The organism is Sphingobacterium gobiense (genome assembly GCF_002980575.1).
Lineage (GTDB): Bacteria > Bacteroidota > Bacteroidia > Sphingobacteriales > Sphingobacteriaceae > Sphingobacterium > Sphingobacterium gobiense.
In genome coordinates, this window is sequence record NZ_PVBS01000001.1 from 359900 (window position 1) to 383899 (window position 24000).

Consider the following 24000-nt stretch of genomic DNA (forward strand, 5'->3'; position numbering starts at 1 on the left):
GACAAAATGAAAAAGTTACTACTAATAATATGGAGTCTGCAGCTGATGTTGGTGAGCTGCAGTACCAATGATTTGCACACAGATCCTACTGGATTTTATACAGATGAGAATTTTTGGACGTCTGAAAAGGGCGCGACAGCAGCGTTGTCGGGTTGTTATGCGACGCTACGCTCGGCGGGACTGTTCGGCGGGGACGCTGTTCCGTTATTGGAAGATACCGCTACCCCCAATGCCTACAATTATGATAATTCGGGCGGCTTCAGTGTGATCGCAAACGGGACGCAAACGGCGAATAATTCGGCCATCATCAATAACCGATGGAGAGCTTGTTATGAAGGTGTAGGACGCACGAATACATTTCTGGATAACGTCGGTAGTGTGCCGATGAGCGAAGACATTCGAAATAGAATGATTGCCGAGGCAAAATTTCTGAGAGCGCTCTATTACTCCATTTTACAGATGTATTACGGAGGCGTGCCGCTGATATTGGAAACCCCGACACTGGATCATGCATCGCTACCGAGAAATGCGAGGAACGAAATCGTTACGCAGGTGCTGAAAGATCTTGATGAAGCAGCCGAAGGACTGCCCGCAACGTATACAGGAGACGATATCGGTCGCGCGACAAAGGGCGCTGCTTTGGCGTTAAAGGCGAGGGTATTGCTGTTTGAGGCTAGTCCGCTCAATAACCCCAACAACGCTGCCGACAAGTGGGAAGCCGTAGCAGCGGCTTCCGAAAGTGTGATGAATCTCAGCGAGGCGGGGTATAACCTCTTGTCGAATTACCGTCAGGTGTTTATGCCGCAAAATGATAATAGTGCAGAATCGGTATTTGCCGTGCAGTTTAAAGCACCAGAACAGGGAAGTTCCTTCGACTTGATTGGTAGGCAGTACAATACCAACGCGCCCATTCGAGACCTGATAGATGCTTACTATATGAAGGACGGACGTTTATCTTCCGAATCAAGCTTGTTTGACCCCGCATCACCATATAGAGACCGGGACCCACGTATGTATCAGACCCTGGTATACCCGGGGGATATCTACATGGGATCGGTGACGACACCAACCGAGCCTTTCAAGATCACCGGTTACGGCGTAAAAAAGTACACCATATATGACAAAGAGCCCAATACCAATATTATTAACGGAGGACGCTCTGAAACAAACTATATGTTGATTCGGTATGCCGACGTGCTATTGATGTACGCCGAAGCCAAAAATGAAGTGTTGGACACGCCCGACGAAAGCGTCTATGCCGCTATTGAACGAATCAGGAAACGTGCCGGGCTTGATCCATATTCGCTTCCCAGAGATCTGAACAAGTCACAGATGCGCGATTTGATCCGGCACGAGAGACGGATCGAATTAGCATTGGAAGGCTTCTATTATACAGATATCAGAAGATGGAAAACGGCAGAAACTGTGTTAAACAGCACCGTCTACAACGCCATGGAGCAACCCTTGGTCACCAGACGTTTTAATCCCCAACGAGATTATTGGTGGCCTATTCCAGATCGGGAACGTGAGTTAAATCCAAATTTGGAACAAAACGCAAACTATTAAAGATCATGAAGACAATAAGTAGCTATCTGACATTTCTTCTCCTATTGATAAGCTGTTCTGGCGCGGCCGAGCCTCCGGTTCCCCCAACGGGAAATGGCGAGGAAGACCAGGTACAGCAACCGCCCAAGACAGTAGCCGAATGCGAGCAATGCATTGTTATTTCTGAACAATCTGACTCGCAGGTGGCAATAGCCGATGTGCGTTCGAACGAAGTCATCTGGTACTGGAAACCGAGGGAGAGCAACGTCAAACCGGAACATTACGCATGGTTCACCAACATGAGCGATGCCAAACCAGTGTTTAACGGAGAATATATACTGGCAACGGCATCAGGTGGCGGTGTAGCACTAATCCGTATTCGGGACAAGAAAACTATGTTCTATGTCCATGTGGGCGGAAATACACATTCAGCCGAAGTACTCCCAGACGGAAATATCGTAAGTGCATCGAGTACAGGGAATTTTCTGACAGTAATAGGAGTAGATACGTTAAACTTCCCAGAAAATGTATACAAGAAAAATATTCCTATTGATTTTGGGCATAATGTCGTTTGGGACCGGACCAATGAACTGCTATGGTCGGCTGCAAGAAGTGAGATGAAGGCTTTTGCCTATAACTTTGACTGTCATCGCCCCGATCTAGAACTGACGGAGATTATCACGATACCGGGTATCGACGCACACGACCTTTTTCCAAAGCACGACGAAGATTTGTTATGGCTGAGCATGAGTAAGAACATTTACTTGTTCGATCCTAGAACAAAGACAACAAAGCCCGCAGAGGGGCCTCAGGCAAGTATCAAGAGTATATCGTCGGGCCCGGCGAGTTTTCCCGATATTTTTCTAAAGCCCAAGGAACAATGGTGGTCCGATGAAGTGGTAGACAGTAGAGGCAATGCAATCTTTTTCAAAACCGGTTTCCGGATTTATAAAGCAAGATGGTTTGTGAAAAATGCTTTTAGCTACCCAGAGAAGCATCTATTTAAATCTTGCAATAAATAACAAGATAACTGATCTAATTTTTAAAAGTAATGAAAACGAAATATATATACGCGCTTCCCAAGATATATTGTGTAGTATTAGTATGCTTTACATGTTTTATCACCAGTTGCAGTGAACAATGGGAATCGTCGTTGTCGGAGATAGCGCCCGGCAAAGTTACACTAAAGGTACAAACCGTAGACAGCCAAACAGGCGAGGTCATGCCCAATGTTGAGGTGGCCGTCTATAGTAAACCTAGAGGACAAGCTGATGCCCGCAAGGTATTCGAAGGCACTTCCGATGATAATGGCGAGCTGAGTGTGCAAAATTTTGATGTGCCCAACCAGGCAGAGATAGTCGTCGTTGATACGCGATTTCCCCCAGCACCACCTCAAAGTGTAAAAGTATTGAGTGAGGCTACTGCTACTATTTCATTAGAAGTCAGTAAAACATGGAGTGAAACCCATATTTATGATGCCACAGGTTGGGAGGTGCTTGCAGTCAGCAGCTTAAACGGCAGTAGCCATGGACAAAATGTATTGATCGAGAATACAGCTACGTGGCACACGCGATACAGCCCGGCCCCAGCCGAAGATTTTCCACATTGGATTATCATAGACATGAAGAGCGCGTACGCCCTACACGGATTAGCTTTCAAACAGCGCGCCAACAACAATGGGCCGATTAGGGCGATCGAATTTTATGTCAGCAGCGACAACGAAAGTTGGACGCCTGCGCTCACTACAGAAGTGCCATACACGAATCCCGGCTCATGGCACGTCCTACCTTTTACCCAGGAGCACGAGGCAAGGTATCTTAAGTATGTTGTTACAGCGGGCTACCTGCAGGATGTCACGTTTATTAATCTGGAACGCTTAGGCGTGTTTTAATACAAATCAAATAAACCATACAGACAACTTTCCAAAAAAGAGCCTGCTAGTCAAGAGACTGCAGGCTTTGCTAACTAAACTAAACATTGGGAAATATCTCACGACGTATCCCTATTGAAACAAAAATTTAAAGTCTTATGGATAAGTCGTTTCCACCTTGCTTACTTTCCATCCGTCTTTGCCCTGGTTCAGCGTGATGTAATCTACGCGGGTGAAGTTGTCGAATGTCATCGTTGTCTTGGCTATGCATACCTTTCCGTCCTGCGATAGGATCTGGTAGCTGCTCTCGCAGTCGTATTGCATGCCTTTATTGGCCTTCAGGTATTTGATGTATTCCTTTTTGCCCGCGCGGTCGTTGTTGTTCACATTGCGGTACTGGAAATCATCCGCAAAAAGGAACTTGTTCAGCTCGATGGTGCCCACGGTAACCGCTTCCAGATACGTACCTATTACCATGTCTGATTCCACGTCTTTCAAAGGGTTAGTTCTCTCCGAAGCAAAGGAGCTCAAGGATGTTACCATGATCAATGCTGCTGCGATGGTTTTCAATGTCGTTCTCATATCTGTAGTTTTTAATGTGTTGTGTATATTATTTTTTCTATTTCTTATTTGATATTTCAAAGGTAGGGTGGATCGTAGATTTACCGAATAACGATTAGACCAAGCTCCCGCATTTCTCGGTAACCGCGGTAAAAAAATCGGTGAAAGTGAAGGAGGGCATTCGCCGATTTCTAAAAAAAGCGAAAATTATTTTGCATACTTTTATATCGCTCGCTATCTTTATAATAAGTAACTAATCCTTTATGAAACCTATTTCTATCTGTCTCATACTATTTTTTATCTCTACAGGGGCCCGTGGGCAGTTGTATTCCGTTGACGGCGCACATTCTTACGGTCTGGGTAGTAATATTACGCTAGGTCTACACCTCAGTCATGTGAAGAAATTTGCAGCGTATATCGAGGCAAATATCAATGCCGGATATCTTTACCAAGGGAACTGGCTCGGCATCACTCCTCAGGTCCAATACGCCTTCAAGTGGAATACGTTTTCTACTTCCGACAGAAAAACGTCTCATCAGCTATTTGGGAGTTTTCAGATCCCCATATCCTTATACCACGGAAACTGCGGTGCGTCCCTCAACAATGGATTGGAATATAACCAACCTTTCTACGCTTTTGCCGACCTCAGTATGCCAGCCATCAAAAATCCATATCGTTCAGCTATTTCACTAGGATTGCAGACTATTTTTATATTCCATCCCGGCGAGCGGATGAAATCTCAACGGGTAGGCACCTTACATCTCAAGATCCGGGAAGCGCATGTTTTTTATCAAAACGACGGCGTTTTGCCTGGCCTCCCAGTCGATAACCACGATCGTTGGTATACCAGCAGTGCCATGATCGCCTGGCATAGAAACGGGCACCGAACCGTTGACCATTTCGCGCTGGCCTATAATCGCTTTACGGGTTACAGCCATCTCGCTTACGAGGCCGCTAAGGTAATTGGCGACAATCAGGTCGATTACAAAGATCTATCCGAGATAAAATACAACGAAGACTACTGGCGGTTCACCGTCGGCCACAACCACATCGGAAACATAAACCTGAGGCTTACGAACCCGAACTTCAAACTTATGCAGGGGCAAAAAGCTGTTCATTTTCTCCAAAATATGCCGTATCACGTCGACAACTCCAGTCCCCGGCTATCCATAGATGTGCAATCCCAGGTATTTATATCTAATCATCTAAAGCATGAAGACCATTAACTATCTTTTTCTCTTACCTATCGGGATTGTATTTTTCGTTGCCTCCTGTAGGTACACCTACTCGGTCATGTCCCTTCCCGCTCATGAGACCCTTGACTCTTTTCGGGTGGACGCGTTTGATGTGTATGCTAAGTATGATACGCTGCTAAATGTTCCGGGCACTCCCCATTATACCACATCCTTAGTAGATGGGAGTGTTGTGTTAGGCGTACATTATCTATTTATAGAAAAGGAATCGACCGACTTGCGAAGGGTAATCCATTGCGCTCCCATCCATTACTATCATCGTTTTAAATCGTGGCCTCTCGCGTTGGGTAGGCAAACCGATCCGAATTTCAACGACGGACTGCACGGGAGCCGAAACCTCATCAATATCCGGGAGATATTGGAGATCCGCGAGGGAGAACTGCGGCAAGACGGTCGCGTCACCTTTAGTTCAGCGAAAAGGCGTCAAGGCTGGAACATTGTGTTAGCGGCGGACAGCTCCACTGTTACGCTCGAAAGTTTAACGGCAGCGTCTTTATGTAAAAAGAATAAAGGAAATCCTACAGTAAGGTTAGACACGATCTTCTCAGACCCGGTCGTATTCGAGCGAATGGTCGATCCTGCGTTGGTATTCGCCACACCCGGTGGCTGCGTGTTTCCGCTGTCGGACGTTTTTTATTTCACGCGGACCTGCTCTAAACGCAACGACGCCTATTTTCCAGTAACAGGCTGTTGCCCCGAGATCAAAAAACTGAAGGGAAGGGTGTACCGGGGTGTAAAACACTAGAGATAATAACAAAAAAATCCTGAAGCGGGGAGCTTCAGGATTTTTACTAACTAACCAATTATTAACCTAAATTATGAATTACTAAAATAACGTCAATTCGTGTGCCTTTCTTATTTTTGTAATGCTTTTTAACAAATCTTAACAAGTACTCCGCCCTATATGTGATAATTCCGACAAACAGGCACATCCGCTTCTGCCCAGTCGTAGCTTATAATTCGTTTATTGTATACCACGGAATTCCAAATTTTCCGTTGAAAATTAGGATTACTACATGATCCTTAACTTGATGATCCCTGAAAAACTTGCTGGAAACATAGATTGTATTCTTGTTTTTTTTAGGTCCCCACGGTCCAAGCAGAAAACTTGGTGAGCCGCGTCTCCCTCCCAAATGCTTTTTTAGGATCGTCGAGTAGTAAACTTGTGGAGTCGAGTCATCCAGTACCGCGTTTAAGGAAGTGATCGTACCGTAGGCATAACCTATTAGGAATACGTAGCTGGTTGCTGTCTTCAGGTAAACTTTAAAAGGTTGAAATTTGTATTCAATATTATTGAAGAATAAGAAACAGAGTATTAACAATGTAAATCCGAACACCAATAGCCACAGCAGGAAGTATTCCAAAATATTAAATAGTTTGAAACTTGTTAGAGTCAGACTCAAAGAAACGTATAGCATGGCATAGTATATCGTAGGTTTTACCAGATGACGCTCCGCATCTATTCTTACATACTTGCTATACAATTTTAATACGGCAATACATATCAATGGGATGGCGATGTTTACGGCAACAGCCAGTGGGTATGAGCTAGGAAAAAAGACAAGCCCTGCAGCGCACAAAATGCTCAGAGAATTCAGAAACTTGCAAATCCTTTCAGCCGTACGATGCTTAGCAACTTTTTTGTCGTAAACAGGGCCTTTGTTATTCCTGTAAATCATATAATACCGTCGTTATTTTCTGCGTATATCATATCGCTCGTATGCATACATCGGAGATTGTCAAAAATTTTTCAATATTCATATAACAGTTAATTAGTTCGTGCGAAATTAAAGCTTTTAACCTATATTTTTTAATACCCCAAACAAAAAAACAAAGCCTGCATTCCTTTTTGCCCGCGCGGTCGTTGTTGTTCGCGATGCGGTACTGGAAGTCCTCTGCCCCGACAATCCATAGCCGTTTTTAAACGTTTATAAACGACTATAAATGCTTATTTACCGGCTTTCACACTAAACATCGCTTAAGTTTGCTTCACAGTTATCAGAATTATGTACCATAAATTTTAATCATTATGAAGCAACACACAACACCTGTATTTATCGATCCCACGACAGACTTCGGTTTTAAGCGTATATTCGGTACCGAGGCGAACAAGGATCTATTGATCTCCTTTCTCAATGAACTGTTCCAGGGGCGGAAGCTTATCGAGGATCTCTATTACAACAAGAACGAACATGTAGGCGACACCGAAGAAGTCGGTACGGTCATATTTGACCTGACGTGCACGGCCAGCGATGGCGAACAATTCATTATCGAGGTCCAGCGGACCCCGCAGACGAATTTAAAAAAACGTATGCTGTACTATGGCAGCAAACTGATCGCAGACCAGGCGCCCAAAGGGAACAGAAGAGGATGGGGCTATACGATCAGTGAGGTCTATGTGATTGTGCTGATGGATGGCTTTCCCATGCCCGACGGCAGCGGCAGCACCGACTATCTCCATGACATCTGTCTATGCAACAGGGATTCTGGCGAAGTTTTTTACGAACATCTTGGGTTTATTTATGTGGAATTGATTAATTTTACCAAAGGAGAACAGGAACTGACCGTTGATCTGGACAGGTGGCTGCACGTTCTGAAGAACATGTCCAAAATGGATAAGCTGCCGACCTATCTACGTAAGCCGGTTTTTGAGAAATTATTTTCTATTGCAGCATATAGTAAGTTAAACAAGGAGGAACGCGATATGTACGATGCGAGCTTGAAGAATAAGTGGGATGCGGAGTCGATCCGCCAGACAGCCATCTTGGAGCAGAAAAAGGCGAGAGAGCGCGGGCTTGAGGAGGGTCGTGAAGAAGGTCGTGAAGAAGGTCGAGAAGAAGGTCGAGAAGAAGGTCTAAAAGAAGGCGCTCTTGCCATTGCTTTAAAATTGAAAAACATGGATATGGCTGTGGAAGATATAGTCCAAGCTACCGGTTTATCGGCTGAAGAAATAGAAAAACTAAAATGATAATCAAAAAATCCTGAAGCGGGGAGCCTCAGGATTTTTACTAACTAACCAATTATTAACCTAAATTATGAATTACTAAAATAACGTCAATTTGTGTGCCTTTCTTATTTTTGTAACGCCTTTTTAACAAATCTTAACGAAATATAGTCCTACTAGCATAATGCAATATTTCACTACGCACTTGGACTGATGGCAAAATATGCCAGTCAAGACGGCTGGCTACCTTTACACACGGTATCTACCGTCACATACCTCTGTTGTTTTACGAACAATTTTTTATGTTTGTACTATGACTGATTTATCTATCCCCGACCTTTACAAGTTTTATCGCGATCAATTGTCTTATCAAGCATTGATAAATGGTGGTGGCTATAAAAAGCACAGAAACCGGATACTGTGTGTTTTGATTCTTCCCCTAATTATTGTATTTGTATTCGGGCTAAGAACTTATAACTATCCGATACTTGATAGTGAAAGGTTGATTAATGTGATTATTTTTATTGGATTGTATATTATCTACCTCATCGGAATGGGATATTATTTCAAGTTCATGGACAAAAAGAAGGATAAATGGCTTCGTTCGCAAGAAAACCCAGAGCAGCTTTCCTTTCCAGAGTTTGTCCATAAACATCGACATCTAGCGCTTAAAGAATATCTTATGAAACAAGGTGTAAGTACACCCGAACAATGGCAACACACTATTGAAGAGTTGGAAAAGCACCGTAAGAAATCCTTAGAAGAAATACTGTTTTTAATGGTTCTGATCGGTGGAGCGCTGGGGCTGCTTAATGACGATATCAGAAATGTCTTGGTAGGAAATATTGGAGACGCGCCTCTGCAATCATGGATGTATATTTTATTTGTGTCAGCTTTGATATTTCCAGTCTATAAATTATTATTACTATTTCGTAATCAAGATACCGGGAAATGGCCTATGTACAAGGAAATGGTCAATATACTCAAGACTACCCAACCACAATCTTTGCCGAAGCCGTCCAAAGATACTCCGGAATAGGTTCCTCTAGCTTCCATTGGATAGACACCGGTTTCGATCCCGTATGGCTTACATAGTGAGCAGGGTCTATAAAAACATAACCATTATTAACAGGCCCTTCACCTTATATCCAATAATTCCCGAACAACCGGCACATCCGCCTCCGCCCAATCATAGTTCTTCAAGTCATTGTAAGAAACCCAGATGGCTTGCGCGTGCTCGGCAATAGCCAGCGAACCACCTGTCCATTTACATAGAAAAGGGTAGCGGTAGAGCGAAAATTCCGGATAATGGTGCTCCACATGGCTGAGCGCAGATCCAACTTCGATTTCCAATCCTAGCTCTTCTTTAATCTCTCTTTTTAGGCAATCCTCTTTGGTTTCTCCAGTTTCAACCTTGCCACCGGGAAACTCCCATTTCAGCGGAAGCTTCATAGAAGCCGAGCGTTGGCATATCAATACTTTACATCACCATTCCTCTCCTCCTTTCTAATCATCTAACACTGTTCAGCTTATATCCGTCAACTTTACGATCTTTCCGTTCTGCGAAAACTCAAAAATAGATTTGCCTTTTAGTTTTACCTTATCTCCTTTTTTAATGCCATTAGGGAAATCCATTGCCGCTATCGCCTCATAATCAATATCGATTTCAACAGAATTTCCATTAGGTCTAGTCTTTAGTATAGTTTGTTTTCTTGTCGAAAAGTAGGAGAGAGCTGTTATGGCTTGTTCTCTAAATGCGTCTTTACCTTGTATAGAAAGCGTAACTTCGTGATTGCTTATATTCTCAAATAATACGTCGTCAGAAAGGTTTTCAATCATCTTGTTTACATCCTTACTGTTGTAGGCATTAATATATTCTTGAATAATTTCTTCTTTCATCTTTCTAGTTTTACGGATCGTCTTAATCTTCTGCATACAATTCATCGGAAACCAACCCATCTAGGAGTTTCTCAAAATTATCAGCAACAACTGACTGCGATGTTTTCGTCATTATCATCCTTACTGCACCCAGTGAATAGGAGTGTGTCCACGCTCAAACATGCGGCATATTTTAATTTGATATTCATCTTCATTACTCTCTTTTTAGTTAGCATATCTTGATTTATACAGACTCATCCTTGTTTCTTACCTCTGAAATTATCGGGCTTCTATACGTCAAAACACTAACACAGTCACTAATGCCCAATACGAAAAATTCAGGGAAATTATGTTTAAACGGTAATCTTTCTATTCCGATTGCGATACTCTCTTTCATCATTTAGTGAGTAGCTAATTTGCCGAACTTCATATTATTTCTTTGAGGCCTATTGAATTTTTCAATTTTGGTTAGTTGTTAAAACTCACAGGAAGTTCCATTGTAATTTCTACATTCTTTCCATCCTGTACACCCGGAGTCCAACGAGGAAGGGATTTTATAAAGTCAAGCGCCGCCTTGTCCAGAACCTCATTCACGCTTTTAACAATCTTTGCATCCTTTGTCTTTCCACGCTTGTCGACGACAAACTGGACGATTACCTTTCCGTTAGCACCCTGCGCGCCTGTAGGATAAGAGAAGTGCTTATTTACATAGTCCGAAAAAGTAGATTTTCCGCGATTGAAAATCGGAGCTTTTTCTAATGCCTTCATTTCGTAACTGCGCTCACCATTTTCATAATTTACAGTTTTTACCTTTTCCTGCTGACGCGTTATCTTGCCATTGCTATCCCATTCCGTGATTTTGATAGCTTCACCCTCATCAAATATCATCCAACGATGCTTTTTTCCATCTTCATGCCACCAGGTAAACTCTCCATCTCTAATCTCCGGTTCTAATGAACGATACCAGCCGTCCATCTGCTTAACACCATTCGGGTAATAATCTTCTACACGGATTGGTTTTTTCTTGTCGTCGCGGTGTATAACGCGGTAGAAATGTTTGTTTTCACGATCTGTCTTTTCCCATTTGGCATTGTAATATACAGTATCGCTGGCTTGAGCCATTGTTTCCGTATAGGAAAAAATGCTAGCTACAATACATATAACAAACAAATTGCGCTCGTCGCTTAAGATAGCTTTCCTTTTCATCAATTTTGGGTTAATATTTAAAGTATCCAAGTATTCTTGCATCGTCCATATGTGGTCTCCAATTTTAGAATCCTTCTTAGACTGTTCGCCCCCTCACCGGCGTCAGCATATCGCTACAAACGCTTGGATAAGTCAATAGATCGGTCGTTATCCCTGATTCACATCTAAAATTAGCGACTTTTATTTTGGCTTCCAAATCAAAATTTTGTAAAGCCTCTTCGCTATCCAACTTTTTGTCATTGGCGATAAAATATTGCTTGCAGTTCAGTTCAGACAGATGCAGACCTAACTCCATAATTGCATTAGTTCATTCACAATCGGTACATCTGCTTCTGCCCAGTCATAGCGCTGCAGTTCCGCAGGCGAGACCCAAAGCACTTGCGCATGCTCAGTTAACATCAATTCTCCGTCGGTTACCGTACAACGAAAAGGGTAGAGGGTAATCTCGAAATTTGGATAAGCATGCGTCACCGCGGTCAGTTCTTCATGTACTTCGATCTCCAATCCGAGTTCTTCCCTGATCTCCCGCCGGAGACACGCCGATCTGCTTTCTCCTGCTTCGATTTTACCACCCGGGAACTCCCATTTGAGCGGAGGTTTCATGAAAGCTGAGCGTTGGCAGATCAAGATTTTATTATTGTGTTCTATGATGGCACAGGTTACGTGAAGCATAATGCGTTAAATATAGCAAATTCACCTTATTATAAGGCATCGACCGGAATTACGTGATCACTATTATACATGAATCTACGGAACTCCAAATTCATAGCCGTTTTTGAGAACGGCTACAAAATCACTTCTACATTTTGTACACTGATCTTAAATTTTAAACATTCTTTATGTTTTGATTATTAGTGTTTTGTGTTTGTTTGTTGTGAGTTTTTGTACATGAGATTTCTTTTTTGTACATATTGTCCATGCTTTTTATTGTGTGTTTAATCCATAGCATCCGAATGCACTTTTGACAGTTCAATGGCCTCCGATGTTTGAATCGATCCGCGATTGAAAGTATTTTTGATGAGAATAAACCATAAATCAAAAAGACGTACGCTATGCGGATATTAAAATTTGACCAGACCACATATCTAATAAGAACTATATCCACTCCTGTGTTTGGAGAAGTAGACGTTGCTCCAGTTTCATTGAACGATAAACTAATGGATGAAATTGGTACATATATCTCGGAAGAAGCCCTCCTGATAGATGAACAGATTTTCTTCTATGTTGACGATGCTGTGCTTTATAACCCTGACGAGTATCTGATAAAATATCTTGAGGAAGAGGTTTTGATTTAACTCTTACCCTAATGATTAAGGTCAAAATTCAACCGTAATCTATAACTACAGTCATCATTTATGTTAAGTCTATAAAAGACTGCTAAAGATTTATAAAATTCTTCTCAAATTCTGTTAGTTCGTTATTGTTCTTTGGATTTTTTTCGAATCCGAGATTCAAAATGAGCGGTATGCCATTTACTCGTCCGAAGCCGATTATGCGCGTCGTACCGTTAGCCAATAGATATTTAGATCCTTTCAATTTATGGTTCTGCGACGTAAATTTGATAGTCTTTTTAGTTTCATATGTAATTTGCTGCTCAAACTGTAAGAATATCTGTTCGTTAACACCCTGTTTGACCATCTCTTCGTTCAAATATAGCCATTGGGCAGAAAAACCATTACAATCCGAGATTTGATATTCGGATTTTGTCAAACAGCCTTCGGGTACCTTAATGGCTGTTCTGGCGTAGGTTAAATTGTCAATTCTTTCCTGTGCCCATGTCAGCGATGTGGTCAAAGCTATCTGGAGTATAACAAAAGCGGTTAATAATGTTTTTTGTAAATTCATAATTATGCTATTTATCGAATAAAGATATAGTATTCTTTCTCTATATCGATATCTTAAAGAAAATACCCCAAGGACATTGCTTTCGCTAATTCCACTCTAACTCCCCCTTTTATTCGTCCAAGCTCCCCCCTTTTTGTAAACCAGTATTTTGTATTTCCTTGAAAGACAGATCAATGGATTTTTAGAACTCCCCCCTAAAACCTATTTAAACACCCTCCTCGTCTCCAAGAACAGCTCAATCTGGTTAATCACCGTTGGAAGCTTTTTGAGGATATCCTGCGACCAGAAGCGGAACACCGTGTATCCCATATTCCGCAGGGCGCGGTTTGCCAGTTCGTCCTTCTGCATATTGCGTTCTATCTTCGGTATCCAGAACCGTCGGTTGGATTTAATCTGTGCCTGCCTTTTCTTCCACTCGAAACCATGCCAGAACTCACCATCTACAAAGATGGCAAGCTTGTATTTCTTGATAACGATGTCAGGAGAACCCGGTAGGCTCTTGTCGTGCAGGCGGAAGCGGATATTCTTCGCCCAGAGCGCGCGGCGTAGGATCATTTCGGGCTTCGAATTCTTGCCCTTGATGCGGGACATATTAAAGCTACGCTGCTTACTGGTATAGAAGCCGGCCGATTCCTCAAAACGGGGAACTTTTATCCTATGTTCCTCCTCATCGTAGCTTTGCATGACGTAAATTTACGTAAAAACTAGCATGTAATGGAAGAACGGACCTAGCGCGTATTTAGTTTTTCGCTAAATCTGTTGCCGTTAAACCTCCGTACTCACCGCTAACGGCATATCTCTTACGTAGATTCCGCCCATATTGCCATCCCAGCCCTCACGACCCCGCATCACTACAACAAAAACGCAGATGGCAGCATGCTCTTTTGAGAGCGGTTCGTAACCTTCCGCGATGCTGTCTTCATCACGGAAGATACCATGCACGTCATTCCAAGCAAGCCATTCGATAAGTTGCTCCCGAGGCATAGCGTTTACTTTCTCCAATAATGCATCTTCCGACAATTCCATCAGTTGGTATCGCCAGTCATGGTGCCGCTGTTCTTCCGGAACGATGGGATAGGGGCGATGAGCGTAGTAGTTTTTTTTCATGAGCAATATTTTAGGCAGTAAATAACCTGTTTAGATTTTAAATATACTAAAAATATTAGTTAAACACAAAAGATTTATCTACCTTTAGACAGTTATGTTCAATGGGAGATTATGAGATAATTAACATGCTGTTACTTAGATTTAATATACGGTTACAATGGATATTTCAAAATTAATTCAGGATGTTTTGGGAACAGACGACGTTCCCCGAATTGTTATAGTAGTCAATGCGGTCATGGTAATACTTGTAGCTATCGTCAAGTTTTTAGCTTTACAAGAGCACCTGCGCAAATGGATTTTAGGGAAATGGTCGAAAAGCAAACATTTGGTCACGATTAGTAGTTTTGTGGATCCTGTGTTACATTCCATCAAGCAGGATGCAGATAGAAAACTGAAATTTAAAGAACTTACTGGAATTAATTTGAATCCCGATAGGATCGATGCGCTGACGGCGCTAAGAAATAAATCTAACGGTTCGTTCGATTGGCCTCACATCAAGACGGCTATGCCTTTTATTAGATTTAACGGTCAAGAATACGAGGTTTCGATAAGCAGGAAAGCCAGAATACAGGATATCGCCGTTAGGACACTTTTTTTAGTGCCAGCTTTATTATTTTTCATGTTATTTGGCTTGATGATTGTCTCCCTCATTGTGGAAACCGACGCTAAACTTTTTCCACAGTTTTTAGGAGTGTTTTTTTCGTTGGTGGGTACTTTTATGACGTTGTTTTTTATCCAATATATAAGAAGTCCTTATTTATGTGCTAGGATTATCGAAAAGAACCTCATATAAATGTCACTATCTTTAACCACCAATGAGCGAACATTAATGAGCGTTGATGCCAACTATAGGATTTTGGTGTCGCCGCATGTAGAAGAGGATACTGCGCACCCTTATAGTTTGCGTAAGCTTGAAGGAAAACCGATTGTATTACCGGAACAAATTCGATATCAGCCTTCGCAGGAGAATCTAGAATGGCATAGGAGGGAAGTGTTTAAGGGGTGATTCATTGTAATTAACGGTGAAGATAAGATAAATTGGGATTGAGTTAGGTTAGAAATAATAGAAAATTATCAAAGAATCGTTAAATTAGTTTGTTGATTTTTTGTGGTACATTTGCGTGAAAATATAGACAATCACTTCGGCTTTTTGTAATGACAATTGTAAAATACGAAGGCTCTGTCTAATCAAAATTAGTGTAAACAAAGAGAAATTAATTCTAAATGAGTAAGATTTTAACTGCTATAGATCTGTTTTCTGGGTGTGGTGGTTTTTCATATGGATTTCAACAGGCAGGATTTCATGTTGTACTTGGCGTTGACAATACGGAGGTAGCACTTAAGACCTTCGAAAAGAATCATAAGAATTCCAAAGGGCTCAATCTCGACTTACATAAAGAAAGCTCTATCGATGCTATAATAGACGCAACAGGAGGGAAACAGATTGATGTTATAATCGCAGGTCCACCGTGTCAGGGATTTTCACTGACAGGAACAAGGAATGAAAATGATGAACGAAATTCGCTTTTCTACTCAGTTTTTAGGGTCGCAGAAAGGCTTAATCCGAAGGCGATTATAATTGAAAATGTTCCAGGATTATTAAAACTTTACGGAGGGAAAGCAAAAAAGGAAATTATCCGGCTTTGTGATGAAATGGGATATACATGTAATCCGCAATTACTGTACGCACCAGATTACGGAGTACCCCAGATTCGCAAGCGAGTTTTTTTTGTGGCTCTAAAAAAAGATCTAGGAATTTTTGAATTTCCTGAGCCGATATTGAAAGAGGGGGAATATATAGGGTGTGAAGATGCAATTGGGGATTTACCTGATCTAGTATCCGATTTAGGTAAAGAAGAGGTAGCATACGATAAAAAAGCATTTAGTGATTACCAGAAGATGATGAGAAATGGCAATAAAGTGCTGAAAAATCACGTGGGAACACAGCATACAGACCATGTCATAAATGTTATATCTCAAGTTCCGGAGGGAGGTAATCATAAGGACTTGCCAATGGGTGTAGGCGATTCCAGAAAGTTCAACGAAGCTTGGACAAGATATCACAGTAAAAAGCCTTCAAAAACAATTGATACAGGGCATAGAAACCATTTTCACTATAAATGGAATAGAGTGCCGAGTGTAAGAGAAAATGCTCGCTTACAGTCGTTTCCCGATGACTTTTTGTTTTTAGGAAATAAAACTGAACAATACAGACAAGTAGGTAATGCAGTTCCCCCATTATTAGGGAAAGTACTCGCAGAACAACTATTGAAATATTTGAATTATGAAATTTAATATAATTGATTTATTTGCAGGTTGTGGAGGGCTAACAGATGGGTTCCTGCAGACAGGAATGTTCAAGACCTTGGCAGCAGTAGATTGGGAATTGCCGACTGTCCAAACCTTAAAAAAGCGATTGATTACCAAGTATGGTTACGATTCCAATTTAGATAATGTATTGCATTTTGATATCCAAAGGACTGACGAGCTGATTAACGGGTACGCGGATCCCTTGTACGGAGACAGTAAAGGAGTAGACTCCTTGGTTGGTAATAACCAAGTTGATTTTATAATTGGTGGGCCGCCCTGTCAAGCATACTCCATTGCTGGAAGAGTAAGAGATACAAATGGTATGCAGGATGATTATCGAAATTTCCTTTTCGAGAGTTATGTATCGATGGTTCAACATTATCAGCCCAAAGCTTTTGTATTTGAAAATGTTGAGGGAATTCTTTCAGCGAAACCGGGTGGGGTTTCTATTATAGACCGTATAAAAGAAGCTTTTGGAGAGATAGGTTACGATATAGCAGATGATTTAAGAGCCAATGCACTTTTTGATACATCATTTTATCATGTCCCGCAAAAAAGAAAACGTGTTATCATCTTTGGAGTGAAACGAAGTGAAGGTGGTTTGAGCAAGGTAACAGATTTTTATGATAAGCTTCAAAGAAGAGCCACTAAAGAGCCTTTAAATTCTAAGCGGGCGTTCGATAATTTGCCCAAGATCTATCCATCCTCTACTCTCGCTAAACAATCGCATGCGGTCAAACTTAATGGAGTAGCCCTTCCTAAGAACCATGAGCCGAGGGTGCATAGTCGACGCGATATTGAGGTTTTTGAACTGTTAGCAAGCGATATTAAAAGTGGGAGAAACAAGTATGTCACTAGTAAAGCCTTGATTGAATTATACAAAGAAAGGACAGGTAAAGAATCAAATTTTCATAAGTATCATGTGATCAGGGAGGATCGACCTAGCAATACAATTCCAGCTCACTTATATAAAGATGGGTTAAGGCACATTCATCCTGACCCCGAGCAGGCGCGCTCAATAACCGTGAGAGAAGCGGCAAGATTACAATCTTTTGATGATGATTTTGAGTTTTTGGGGTCAAGAGGCGATCAATATAAAATGATTGGAAATGCAGTGCCACCACAATTTGCTAAAGTTATCGCAGAGACAGTTTTGGAAATTTTTTAATAAAGTGAGTTATCGATGCAATCTTTATTGTTGACTATCGATTGATTTATCAGTTAATTTTGCTATATTTAGGTCTATATTAATTATTTGCCATGGCCGAACTCACATTATTAACAGCAAATGGACGAATGCATTCAACTGGAGGGCTCAACTGGGGCTCTAATGCATTGAACCATACACGTCCTTATGATAGCTACATTCCAATACATATTGGGTTTATCCGTGCAAATCCCGGTTTAATTGATAGAAAGCCTCCCGTGCAAAGAATCCTCTATTTTCATTGGGATGACGGAACTGTTATGGAAGTATTATTTGAAGGAGATGGTCCGGATGGATATCCTAAACAGATAGCGTCAGCCCATCATAAAGATATTCTTGGCAAGTACTTGAGAAATCGTTTGGGTCTCCCTCTTAATAGAAGGATAGAAATGGCTGATTTGATCAGCTACGGAAGAACGACCGTGACAATTGAAAGGATAGATGCACTGAATTATAATGTAGATTTTAGTGTTTAATATATTTCTCTATGCTTTACACAGAAGATTTAGAAGAGCTGATTTTTCATCGTCATGAAATACATGAATCGGATGAGTTAATTGTGTTGTCAGGATATCTGGGCCCTAGCCCCGTTGCTAGACTAGAGCAGCTACCATTTAATTCTACCGTAATTTATGGGATGTATGGTTCCGAAGGCATCAAGCCTACGTTACATCATTCGTTGCTAAGAATTCAAAACAGTATAGATAATCTCAATGTTTTCTATTCCCAACTACCAGTTCATTCTAAATGCTATGCTTGGAGAAGACGGGGTGAAATTATTCATGCACTTGTCGGTTCAGCGAATTTTTCTACCAACGGTCTAAGTACTCCTTTTAGAGAAGTTTTAGCCGAAACCACCTACGACACTTTTAGGCCGTTGAATGCATATATCCAACACGTACTCAATAACTCTATTTCTTGTTTGGAGGTTGGCAACGAAAGAATGGTTGAGATCGAAGTTAATTTGGAGTTTTGCCGTATGACACTTCTTGGCAAAGATGGTGAAGTTCAAAATGCCGCGGGGTTGAATTGGGGGCAAAATCCTAATAATCACACCACACCTAATGACGCTTACATCCCAATCAGAGCCGAGCATATCAGAATATATCCGCATCTTTTTCTGCCTAAGCAATTGAATCCTCAAAATATAGATAAAAGAGGGCGATTGCAGCGGCACAACGATGCGATTGAAATTATATGGGATGATGGCCTTACTATGGAAGGGCTATTTGAGGGATCGCAACCAGTTGAAGGCGTGATTTATCCTAAACAGATTAGTTCATTTCCTATAAAAGCCCAACTTGGAGAATATATAAGGAATCGTATCGGAGTTCCGTTAGGACAACCTGTGCGAAGACACCATTTGGAAAAATATGGAAGGACAGATGTTACGGTGTCTCTATTGGCTGAAGGGGTATATAAATTTGATTTTTCAGTTTAGTACCTTGCTAATGATTAATTTGCTTTCCGCAACCTATTGTAATCACTCTTGAGTCGACCCCATACTTTCCGACTCTTAGACGACAGTCCTCCAAAAGAGGTTTAAACTATTTAACTGGTTAAGTGCATTAGTTTCGATTTCATCTGACAGTTAAAGTAATGTAGTTAAAGGCTCAAAAGTAATTGAATATTTGAGCCTTCTATTTTATTTCGGCCATCTCTTTATGGCCCAGTCTGCAATAACATTTGATCTTTCTAAGATGGTAACTTTATTCCATTCAGCATATGTACTACCTAATCTACGCGCGGATGAAAAAAGAGAATGCGATTCAAACTCCGTTTTTTTTATCGTAAATTCAGAATCAGATAGGTCGCAGTTCATCTTGCTAGTTAAAGGAATTAAATTACCCCACGTGTTTAATAAGTTTTGATGATCTTCTGCACTAATTACAGTCTCCCATTTTCTTCTTTGCTGTGGCATCACATGTTCAATCCAACAATCATTTTCTGGTATATCAGAACCTATACTTTTATCATACTCTAACAGCGCGTACGTACAGATATGACTGGAATAAAGATTTCTAGTTTTTATAGCAGTTATAAATCTGTTGTCATCTGGCCAATCAATAGTGTTTCTTTTTAAGATCACTTCTTTTAAAGCGTCTTTAGACGGTTTACCGTTCATATTGTGCCATGCAGATCTAAATACGGCTAGCAAACCTGTTGGTTCAATTCCTGTTATAGCTCTTCTGACAAGGAATGCTTCCAATACCTCCAAACATTCGATAGTGTCTTGTTCGGACACGGTTCCAGCTTCATATTCCTTTAAAAGCTTCATTACAAAAGGGAAAATGGAAGTAGGACTCTTCGACTTAACTAGTAAATCCAGAATTGCCTTGATCGCTTTGGTGTAGATGTTAGGATATTTGCCTGTTGCAATAGCGAGATATGGTGTAGAGTACTCTTCTAACGTATCGATAATATTTTCCGGATTACTTGTATTGCCCCAGATTTTTCGTAAGCCTCTAAAAAGATCAGCATTATTTATATTTGGTTCGCGGATTATTGCATAAGGAAAAAAATATTTATCAAAATGCTCTCCTAGCTTTTCTCTAAAGGGAATCCAAACATCCCGATGTATAGTGTGGGCGTAATCTGCATTATCGCTAATTTTAGAAAACACTTCATTTCGTACTAAATCACCAATTCCTATTGGAATCCCAGGGTCGTTTAAGCCCTCAAAAACAGTTGTAGCTGTAGCAGGGTCTTTCAACAAAATAAAAACGAAAGTTAGTTTAGTTTGTGCAGTGGTAATGATATCCTGTAAATGTCCAATTCCATTTTCATTATATCTCTTCTGTAAAAATGATTTAATACGATTAAATTGTGAAATATATCTTCCTTTTTCATTTCCACTTTTCTCCGGCAGTTTCACTTTGGTACCCAGCCAATCCGATAAATTTCCAGTATTTATTAATTGTTGGTATGCTTGGATAAATTGATTTCTATCTGCAAATGATGGAACTAACTTTGTATTTGTTCCGCTTTGCCACCAATCAATGATCAAGTTGGTATTTATTATACCTCTTGCATAGTCGTCATGCTTATTCCGCGCTGCTATATATGCCGCAGCTAACACGAAGAGATATAAAGTAGATAGCCTTTGTTGTCCATCTACAATTTCGTATGGTTGCGGTTCCGCTGGATTAGCATGTCTCCTTACAGCTATAATAGCTCCCAGAAATCGATTTGTGTCTTCGCCGTTTATTATAACATCAATTTCCTCAACCATCCTATTGAACTGTTTTTCGGTCCAAACATATTCTCTTTGAAATAATGGAATCTTAATTTGAGTTGTTTGAGAAAAAAGCTCATGAAAACTCATTTCGTGCGTATTATCGGTTACTTTTGATTGGGATAGACTCATGATAAATATATTAAGTATTAAATTGTTTAATTGTCGAATTCCGCCTTCGTTTTTTACACCTTCACCTCTCTATCTTGGGTTAGTCCCGTAGCCCATTTTTACCTTTATGAACATAAAAACTCCTCGGAATTATGAATTGATAGAAGATCTGATGTTTCTAAAAGCGCTTTGGTATTTATCCGGATTAGTAATATTCACTATAATCTGGTTATTTTATTTTCTTATAAAATCTTACTGGTCGCAATTCATATGCTATATTAGGAGCTTTGGCTAACACAGCACATACAATGGAAGAATATCTTTTCGGTAGCTCTTCGTTGATATACTCTCTGCTGATTGTACCATTTACCATGATATAGTTATACACTGCTTCAAAAATCTCTCTCGGTATTGTTTGTGAGGGCGAATCATTTTCGGAGTCTCTAGTCAGACTTTCGTTGGTCACTTTCAAAATCTCATTTGGTTTGCCTTCATCCAACGTACATATTGTTTTACCTTCCAAAGGTCTGATTGCCTTTTTCCAGATTTGGTCGAAACTTATATTCATAATTTTAAAATTTTACAAAACTCAATCTAACAACAAAAATTAACGGCTTCCTGATCAGGATCTTGGTCGCATACTTCGAATCCCGCTGGAGCATTTCGCTGTAAGCTTTTAAAAACAAATTTTTCCCACAGCATATTCATGTCAAACATTAGCGCCAGTACGTTTTTGTCTCCTTGATATATTTCAAGGTTTTGCAAATATGTATATTCTGTGTATGTCTCAATTACGTCAATGTCCTCATCCCAATTATATTTAATCTCCATTGTTATTAGCTGTTTTTGAGCACATGCTTCCTATGGTATTCCATATATTTCCTAGTGCCTTCATTTAAATCAATCGTTATGGATTCATCTATATCAAAGAAATCTGAATCTGAAAAAAGATCAGAGAATATAATAGATCCATTTTCTTTAAACGATATCAAGCCTCTATCAAAAAGTTTATCGTAGTTTGGTATTAAAAGCAAACCATTATCGGGGTCAAGCTTTTCAATATGGTCGCATTTGCTCCATGGTTTGATATGTGACGCTACTAGGAGAGAAGTCTCCGGATATCCCGAGATTGTACAGCCTTTCCATTTATTAATAAGGTCGTTTCGAAATTTTCCCTGACCTATCCTCGCTAAAATTAATGTCTCTTTTTCCGTACTCCCTAGATTACCTTGAACTATATCTGCAATATCCTTCTCTATTGAATTAGTGGGTCGCTCAGGGAGTTGCCAATCTGATTTGTAAGTATATAGTATTCTGGTAATCAGGTGGGTGATGTTTCTTTTGTCCTTAACTTTTGATACGAATGGTTTGAAATAGCCAATAATGGCATCTGTAAATGTTGCTGTACTATAGCGTTGCTGCAAAACATTTTTCGAGATAAGTCGTCGATGTGTATTGCTTAGAACATTAATCTGATCAGTTGGAGACAACAAATATTTAAAAGCATTCGATGTATTTCCCGCTTTTAATCGTTCGGGATAAAATTTAAAATTTAATAAATGCTTCACCCAAATGTTCATTCGCACAAATGCCTTAGCTATGGTACGAGGCGGATTGTACTCATTGTAGAACGATTTATCTCGGGCCTGGAAGTCCGCATAAGCAACTATTGAAAAAAGCAAATCGACTAGTGGAGACAGTTCGTCTTCTTTTTTGGACAACTCCCGCAAAGACCTGTAATTTTTCGATAGCTCAAAAAGTTTGATCTTAACTTCATCACTAACTTCAAGATTCAGCCATTCCTGTAACTTATCCTGTCCCTTTTTGAAGAAAAACTCTTCGGAATTACGAATTGATAGAAACTCTGGCGTTTCTAAAAGTGTTTTGATTTTTTCCAGATTGGTAATATTCATTATGGTTTAGTTATTTATTTCTTTCTTAAACAATCTTACTGGTCTCAGTTCATACGCTATATTAGGAGCTTCGGCTAATACAGTGCATACAATCGAAGAAAATCTCTTTGGCAATGTCTTGTTAATTTCCATTCGGGAAATCTCGCCTTTATCCATAATATAATTGTACACCGTTTCAAAAACCTCTTTTGGTATGGTTTGAGCGGGTGAATCATTCTCAGAATTTCTTTTTAAATATTCATTGGTCACTTCAACAATTTTGTTTGGTTTCTTTTCGTCAAGGGTGTGCACTGTTTTACCTTCCAATGGTTTTATTACCTTTTCCCAGATATCGTCAAAATTTATCTTCATAATAAACATTTTAAAATTTCACAAAACTTAATCCAATAAAAACCAATGGCGTTCCAATCAGTAACAGAGTGTACCATCCATACACCATCCACCAGTTCTTGAACTTAATTCGGCGCGCCTTTTCTTTAAACTCAGTGAAATAATCAACCTTGCTCACACGGAACATGTCATAGTCTATCGGAAGATGGTTTTCATATTTACAAAGTATTGCTTCGTAACGCTTCGTTATATCAGAACAAAATGCTCTATTTTCTTCATCTGTAGCGGGTGGGCCGAGTGTTTTAAAGATTCTCAGCTGGTTGTACAGGTCACTTATTTCTAAAGCACATTCATGAAATTTTATCGCGCGTAATTTGTAGTCCTGATTACTTTCATATTGGGAGAGTACCAAAAGTATAATTGATAGGGCCGTAACGAAATAGTTAATCAACTGAAAATTCATACTAGCATGACTACCTACGTACACCGATATTAGGCTGGCAATAATTAGATAGGCAGAAAAAATAGACATGCTGATACTAGACATTCTTGCTTTATCCCGCAGTCGCTCGTCAGCTTTGAAGCGAGCGCCTTTTGTTGTCCAGACTTTGTAGGCAAGTTCTTCCAAAAAACTTTTTTCTAAATAGGCCTTAGAGCCAGTAAATATTGATTTTTCTGCCATGTT

Annotated in this window: 30 protein-coding genes; 14 read left to right on the forward strand and 16 right to left on the reverse strand. The window is 40.4% G+C overall.

Features of this window, described 5'->3' with window-relative positions:
* Positions 1 to 6: 6 nt before the first annotated feature.
* Genes C5749_RS01575 through C5749_RS01585 form a run of 3 tightly spaced genes read left to right on the forward strand, consistent with a single transcriptional unit; the run spans position 7 to position 3436 of the window.
* Positions 7 to 1566, forward strand: a complete 1560-nt coding sequence (locus C5749_RS01575) for a RagB/SusD family nutrient uptake outer membrane protein (RefSeq protein ID WP_219847872.1) — start codon at positions 7 to 9, stop codon at positions 1564 to 1566.
* A gap of 5 nt (positions 1567 to 1571) precedes the next feature.
* Positions 1572 to 2567, forward strand: coding sequence for a DUF6528 family protein (locus tag C5749_RS01580; RefSeq protein WP_105722398.1), 996 nt, complete (start codon positions 1572 to 1574; stop codon positions 2565 to 2567).
* A 29-nt stretch (positions 2568 to 2596) separates the two neighbouring features.
* Positions 2597 to 3436: a discoidin domain-containing protein gene (locus C5749_RS01585; RefSeq protein ID WP_105722400.1), complete on the forward strand. Its 840-nt coding sequence runs from the start codon at positions 2597 to 2599 to the stop codon at positions 3434 to 3436.
* A gap of 135 nt (positions 3437 to 3571) precedes the next feature.
* Here C5749_RS01585 and C5749_RS01590 read toward each other — a convergent pair whose 3' ends face one another.
* A complete protein-coding gene (locus C5749_RS01590; RefSeq protein ID WP_105722402.1) occupies positions 3572 to 3997 on the reverse strand; it encodes a nuclear transport factor 2 family protein in 426 nt (141 codons plus the stop codon).
* 242 nt (positions 3998 to 4239) lie between these two features.
* Here C5749_RS01590 and C5749_RS01595 point away from each other — a divergent pair, with 242 nt between their 5' ends.
* A complete protein-coding gene (locus C5749_RS01595; RefSeq protein ID WP_105722404.1) occupies positions 4240 to 5202 on the forward strand; it encodes a hypothetical protein in 963 nt (320 codons plus the stop codon).
* Entirely contained in the window at positions 5189 to 5974 is a 786-nt protein-coding gene (locus C5749_RS01600; RefSeq protein WP_146113646.1) for a hypothetical protein, read from the forward strand. The genes C5749_RS01595 and C5749_RS01600 overlap by 14 nt, the downstream gene beginning before the upstream one ends.
* Positions 5975 to 6182: 208 nt before the next feature.
* On the opposite strand, the gene C5749_RS01605 is transcribed toward C5749_RS01600, so the two are convergent.
* The gene (locus C5749_RS01605; protein WP_105722408.1) at positions 6183 to 6908 is read right to left on the reverse strand and encodes a hypothetical protein; all 726 of its coding nucleotides are present in this window, start codon (positions 6906 to 6908) and stop codon (positions 6183 to 6185) included.
* A 350-nt stretch (positions 6909 to 7258) separates the two neighbouring features.
* Between C5749_RS01605 and C5749_RS01610 the strand changes: the two genes are divergently transcribed.
* The gene (locus tag C5749_RS01610) at positions 7259 to 8197 is read left to right on the forward strand and encodes an Rpn family recombination-promoting nuclease/putative transposase (protein ID WP_105722410.1); all 939 of its coding nucleotides are present in this window, start codon (positions 7259 to 7261) and stop codon (positions 8195 to 8197) included.
* A 289-nt stretch (positions 8198 to 8486) separates the two neighbouring features.
* Positions 8487 to 9212 (forward strand): hypothetical protein, encoded by a 726-nt coding sequence (locus C5749_RS01615; RefSeq protein WP_105722412.1) that lies wholly within the window; start codon positions 8487 to 8489, stop codon positions 9210 to 9212.
* A gap of 98 nt (positions 9213 to 9310) precedes the next feature.
* Here the strand turns inward: C5749_RS01615 and C5749_RS01620 are convergent, their stop codons facing one another.
* The 5 genes from C5749_RS01620 to C5749_RS01640 all read right to left on the reverse strand — a co-directional run bounded on the left by C5749_RS01620 (position 9311) and on the right by C5749_RS01640 (position 11929).
* Complete coding sequence (locus C5749_RS01620; protein ID WP_245893582.1) at positions 9311 to 9649, reverse strand: (deoxy)nucleoside triphosphate pyrophosphohydrolase; 339 nt, start codon at positions 9647 to 9649, stop codon at positions 9311 to 9313.
* 48 nt (positions 9650 to 9697) lie between these two features.
* Positions 9698 to 10108, reverse strand: coding sequence for a nuclear transport factor 2 family protein (locus C5749_RS01625; protein WP_219847873.1), 411 nt, complete (start codon positions 10106 to 10108; stop codon positions 9698 to 9700).
* Positions 10109 to 10519: 411 nt separating this feature from the next.
* A complete protein-coding gene (locus tag C5749_RS01630; protein WP_181151246.1) occupies positions 10520 to 11257 on the reverse strand; it encodes an energy transducer TonB in 738 nt (245 codons plus the stop codon).
* A 76-nt stretch (positions 11258 to 11333) separates the two neighbouring features.
* Positions 11334 to 11552, reverse strand: coding sequence for a hypothetical protein (locus tag C5749_RS01635; RefSeq protein WP_105722418.1), 219 nt, complete (start codon positions 11550 to 11552; stop codon positions 11334 to 11336).
* Positions 11543 to 11929, reverse strand: a complete 387-nt coding sequence (locus C5749_RS01640; protein ID WP_105722420.1) for a (deoxy)nucleoside triphosphate pyrophosphohydrolase — start codon at positions 11927 to 11929, stop codon at positions 11543 to 11545. The genes C5749_RS01635 and C5749_RS01640 overlap by 10 nt, the downstream gene beginning before the upstream one ends.
* A 380-nt stretch (positions 11930 to 12309) precedes the next feature.
* On the opposite strand from C5749_RS01640, the gene C5749_RS01645 reads away from it, so the two are divergent.
* Positions 12310 to 12552 carry a hypothetical protein gene (locus C5749_RS01645; protein WP_105722422.1) on the forward strand — a complete coding sequence of 81 codons (243 nt, stop codon included), beginning with the start codon at positions 12310 to 12312 and terminating at the stop codon, positions 12550 to 12552.
* 82 nt (positions 12553 to 12634) lie between these two features.
* On the opposite strand, the gene C5749_RS01650 is transcribed toward C5749_RS01645, so the two are convergent.
* From C5749_RS01650 to C5749_RS01660, 3 genes are all read right to left on the reverse strand, one after another.
* Positions 12635 to 13102, reverse strand: a complete 468-nt coding sequence (locus C5749_RS01650; protein WP_105722424.1) for a hypothetical protein — start codon at positions 13100 to 13102, stop codon at positions 12635 to 12637.
* A 201-nt stretch (positions 13103 to 13303) separates the two neighbouring features.
* Positions 13304 to 13786: a very short patch repair endonuclease gene (locus C5749_RS01655; protein ID WP_105722426.1), complete on the reverse strand. Its 483-nt coding sequence runs from the start codon at positions 13784 to 13786 to the stop codon at positions 13304 to 13306.
* Between the two features lie 81 nt (positions 13787 to 13867).
* Entirely contained in the window at positions 13868 to 14209 is a 342-nt protein-coding gene (locus C5749_RS01660; RefSeq protein WP_105722428.1) for a hypothetical protein, read from the reverse strand.
* A 157-nt stretch (positions 14210 to 14366) separates the two neighbouring features.
* On the opposite strand from C5749_RS01660, the gene C5749_RS01665 reads away from it, so the two are divergent.
* The 6 genes from C5749_RS01665 (at position 14367) to C5749_RS01690 (ending at position 19167) form a co-directional block, all read left to right on the forward strand.
* Entirely contained in the window at positions 14367 to 15002 is a 636-nt protein-coding gene (locus C5749_RS01665; protein ID WP_105722430.1) for a hypothetical protein, read from the forward strand.
* Positions 15003 to 15215: a hypothetical protein gene (locus C5749_RS01670; protein WP_105722432.1), complete on the forward strand. Its 213-nt coding sequence runs from the start codon at positions 15003 to 15005 to the stop codon at positions 15213 to 15215.
* A 218-nt stretch (positions 15216 to 15433) separates the two neighbouring features.
* Positions 15434 to 16504 (forward strand): DNA cytosine methyltransferase, encoded by a 1071-nt coding sequence (locus C5749_RS01675; protein WP_105722434.1) that lies wholly within the window; start codon positions 15434 to 15436, stop codon positions 16502 to 16504.
* Positions 16494 to 17687 carry a DNA cytosine methyltransferase gene (locus tag C5749_RS01680; protein ID WP_181151247.1) on the forward strand — a complete coding sequence of 398 codons (1194 nt, stop codon included), beginning with the start codon at positions 16494 to 16496 and terminating at the stop codon, positions 17685 to 17687. Before C5749_RS01675 ends, C5749_RS01680 begins: the two co-directional genes overlap by 11 nt.
* 92 nt (positions 17688 to 17779) lie before the next feature.
* Positions 17780 to 18202: a phospholipase D-like domain-containing protein gene (locus C5749_RS01685; RefSeq protein WP_105722438.1), complete on the forward strand. Its 423-nt coding sequence runs from the start codon at positions 17780 to 17782 to the stop codon at positions 18200 to 18202.
* 11 nt (positions 18203 to 18213) lie between these two features.
* The gene (locus C5749_RS01690) at positions 18214 to 19167 is read left to right on the forward strand and encodes a restriction endonuclease PLD domain-containing protein (RefSeq protein ID WP_105722440.1); all 954 of its coding nucleotides are present in this window, start codon (positions 18214 to 18216) and stop codon (positions 19165 to 19167) included.
* Between the two features lie 204 nt (positions 19168 to 19371).
* Here C5749_RS01690 and C5749_RS01695 read toward each other — a convergent pair whose 3' ends face one another.
* The 6 genes from C5749_RS01695 to C5749_RS01720 all read right to left on the reverse strand — a co-directional run bounded on the left by C5749_RS01695 (position 19372) and on the right by C5749_RS01720 (position 23997).
* Positions 19372 to 21093 (reverse strand): DUF262 domain-containing protein, encoded by a 1722-nt coding sequence (locus C5749_RS01695; protein WP_105722441.1) that lies wholly within the window; start codon positions 21091 to 21093, stop codon positions 19372 to 19374.
* Between the two features lie 208 nt (positions 21094 to 21301).
* Positions 21302 to 21640, reverse strand: coding sequence for a hypothetical protein (locus C5749_RS01700; RefSeq protein WP_105722443.1), 339 nt, complete (start codon positions 21638 to 21640; stop codon positions 21302 to 21304).
* A gap of 26 nt (positions 21641 to 21666) precedes the next feature.
* Positions 21667 to 21903, reverse strand: a complete 237-nt coding sequence (locus tag C5749_RS01705; RefSeq protein WP_105722445.1) for a 5-methylcytosine restriction system specificity protein McrC — start codon at positions 21901 to 21903, stop codon at positions 21667 to 21669.
* Positions 21904 to 21908: 5 nt separating this feature from the next.
* Positions 21909 to 22985: an HNH endonuclease gene (locus C5749_RS01710; RefSeq protein ID WP_219847874.1), complete on the reverse strand. Its 1077-nt coding sequence runs from the start codon at positions 22983 to 22985 to the stop codon at positions 21909 to 21911.
* Positions 22986 to 22991: 6 nt separating this feature from the next.
* Positions 22992 to 23336, reverse strand: a complete 345-nt coding sequence (locus C5749_RS01715) for a hypothetical protein (protein ID WP_146113647.1) — start codon at positions 23334 to 23336, stop codon at positions 22992 to 22994.
* Between the two features lie 10 nt (positions 23337 to 23346).
* Positions 23347 to 23997 (reverse strand): SLATT domain-containing protein, encoded by a 651-nt coding sequence (locus tag C5749_RS01720; RefSeq protein ID WP_105722449.1) that lies wholly within the window; start codon positions 23995 to 23997, stop codon positions 23347 to 23349.
* Positions 23998 to 24000: the final 3 nt, after the last annotated feature.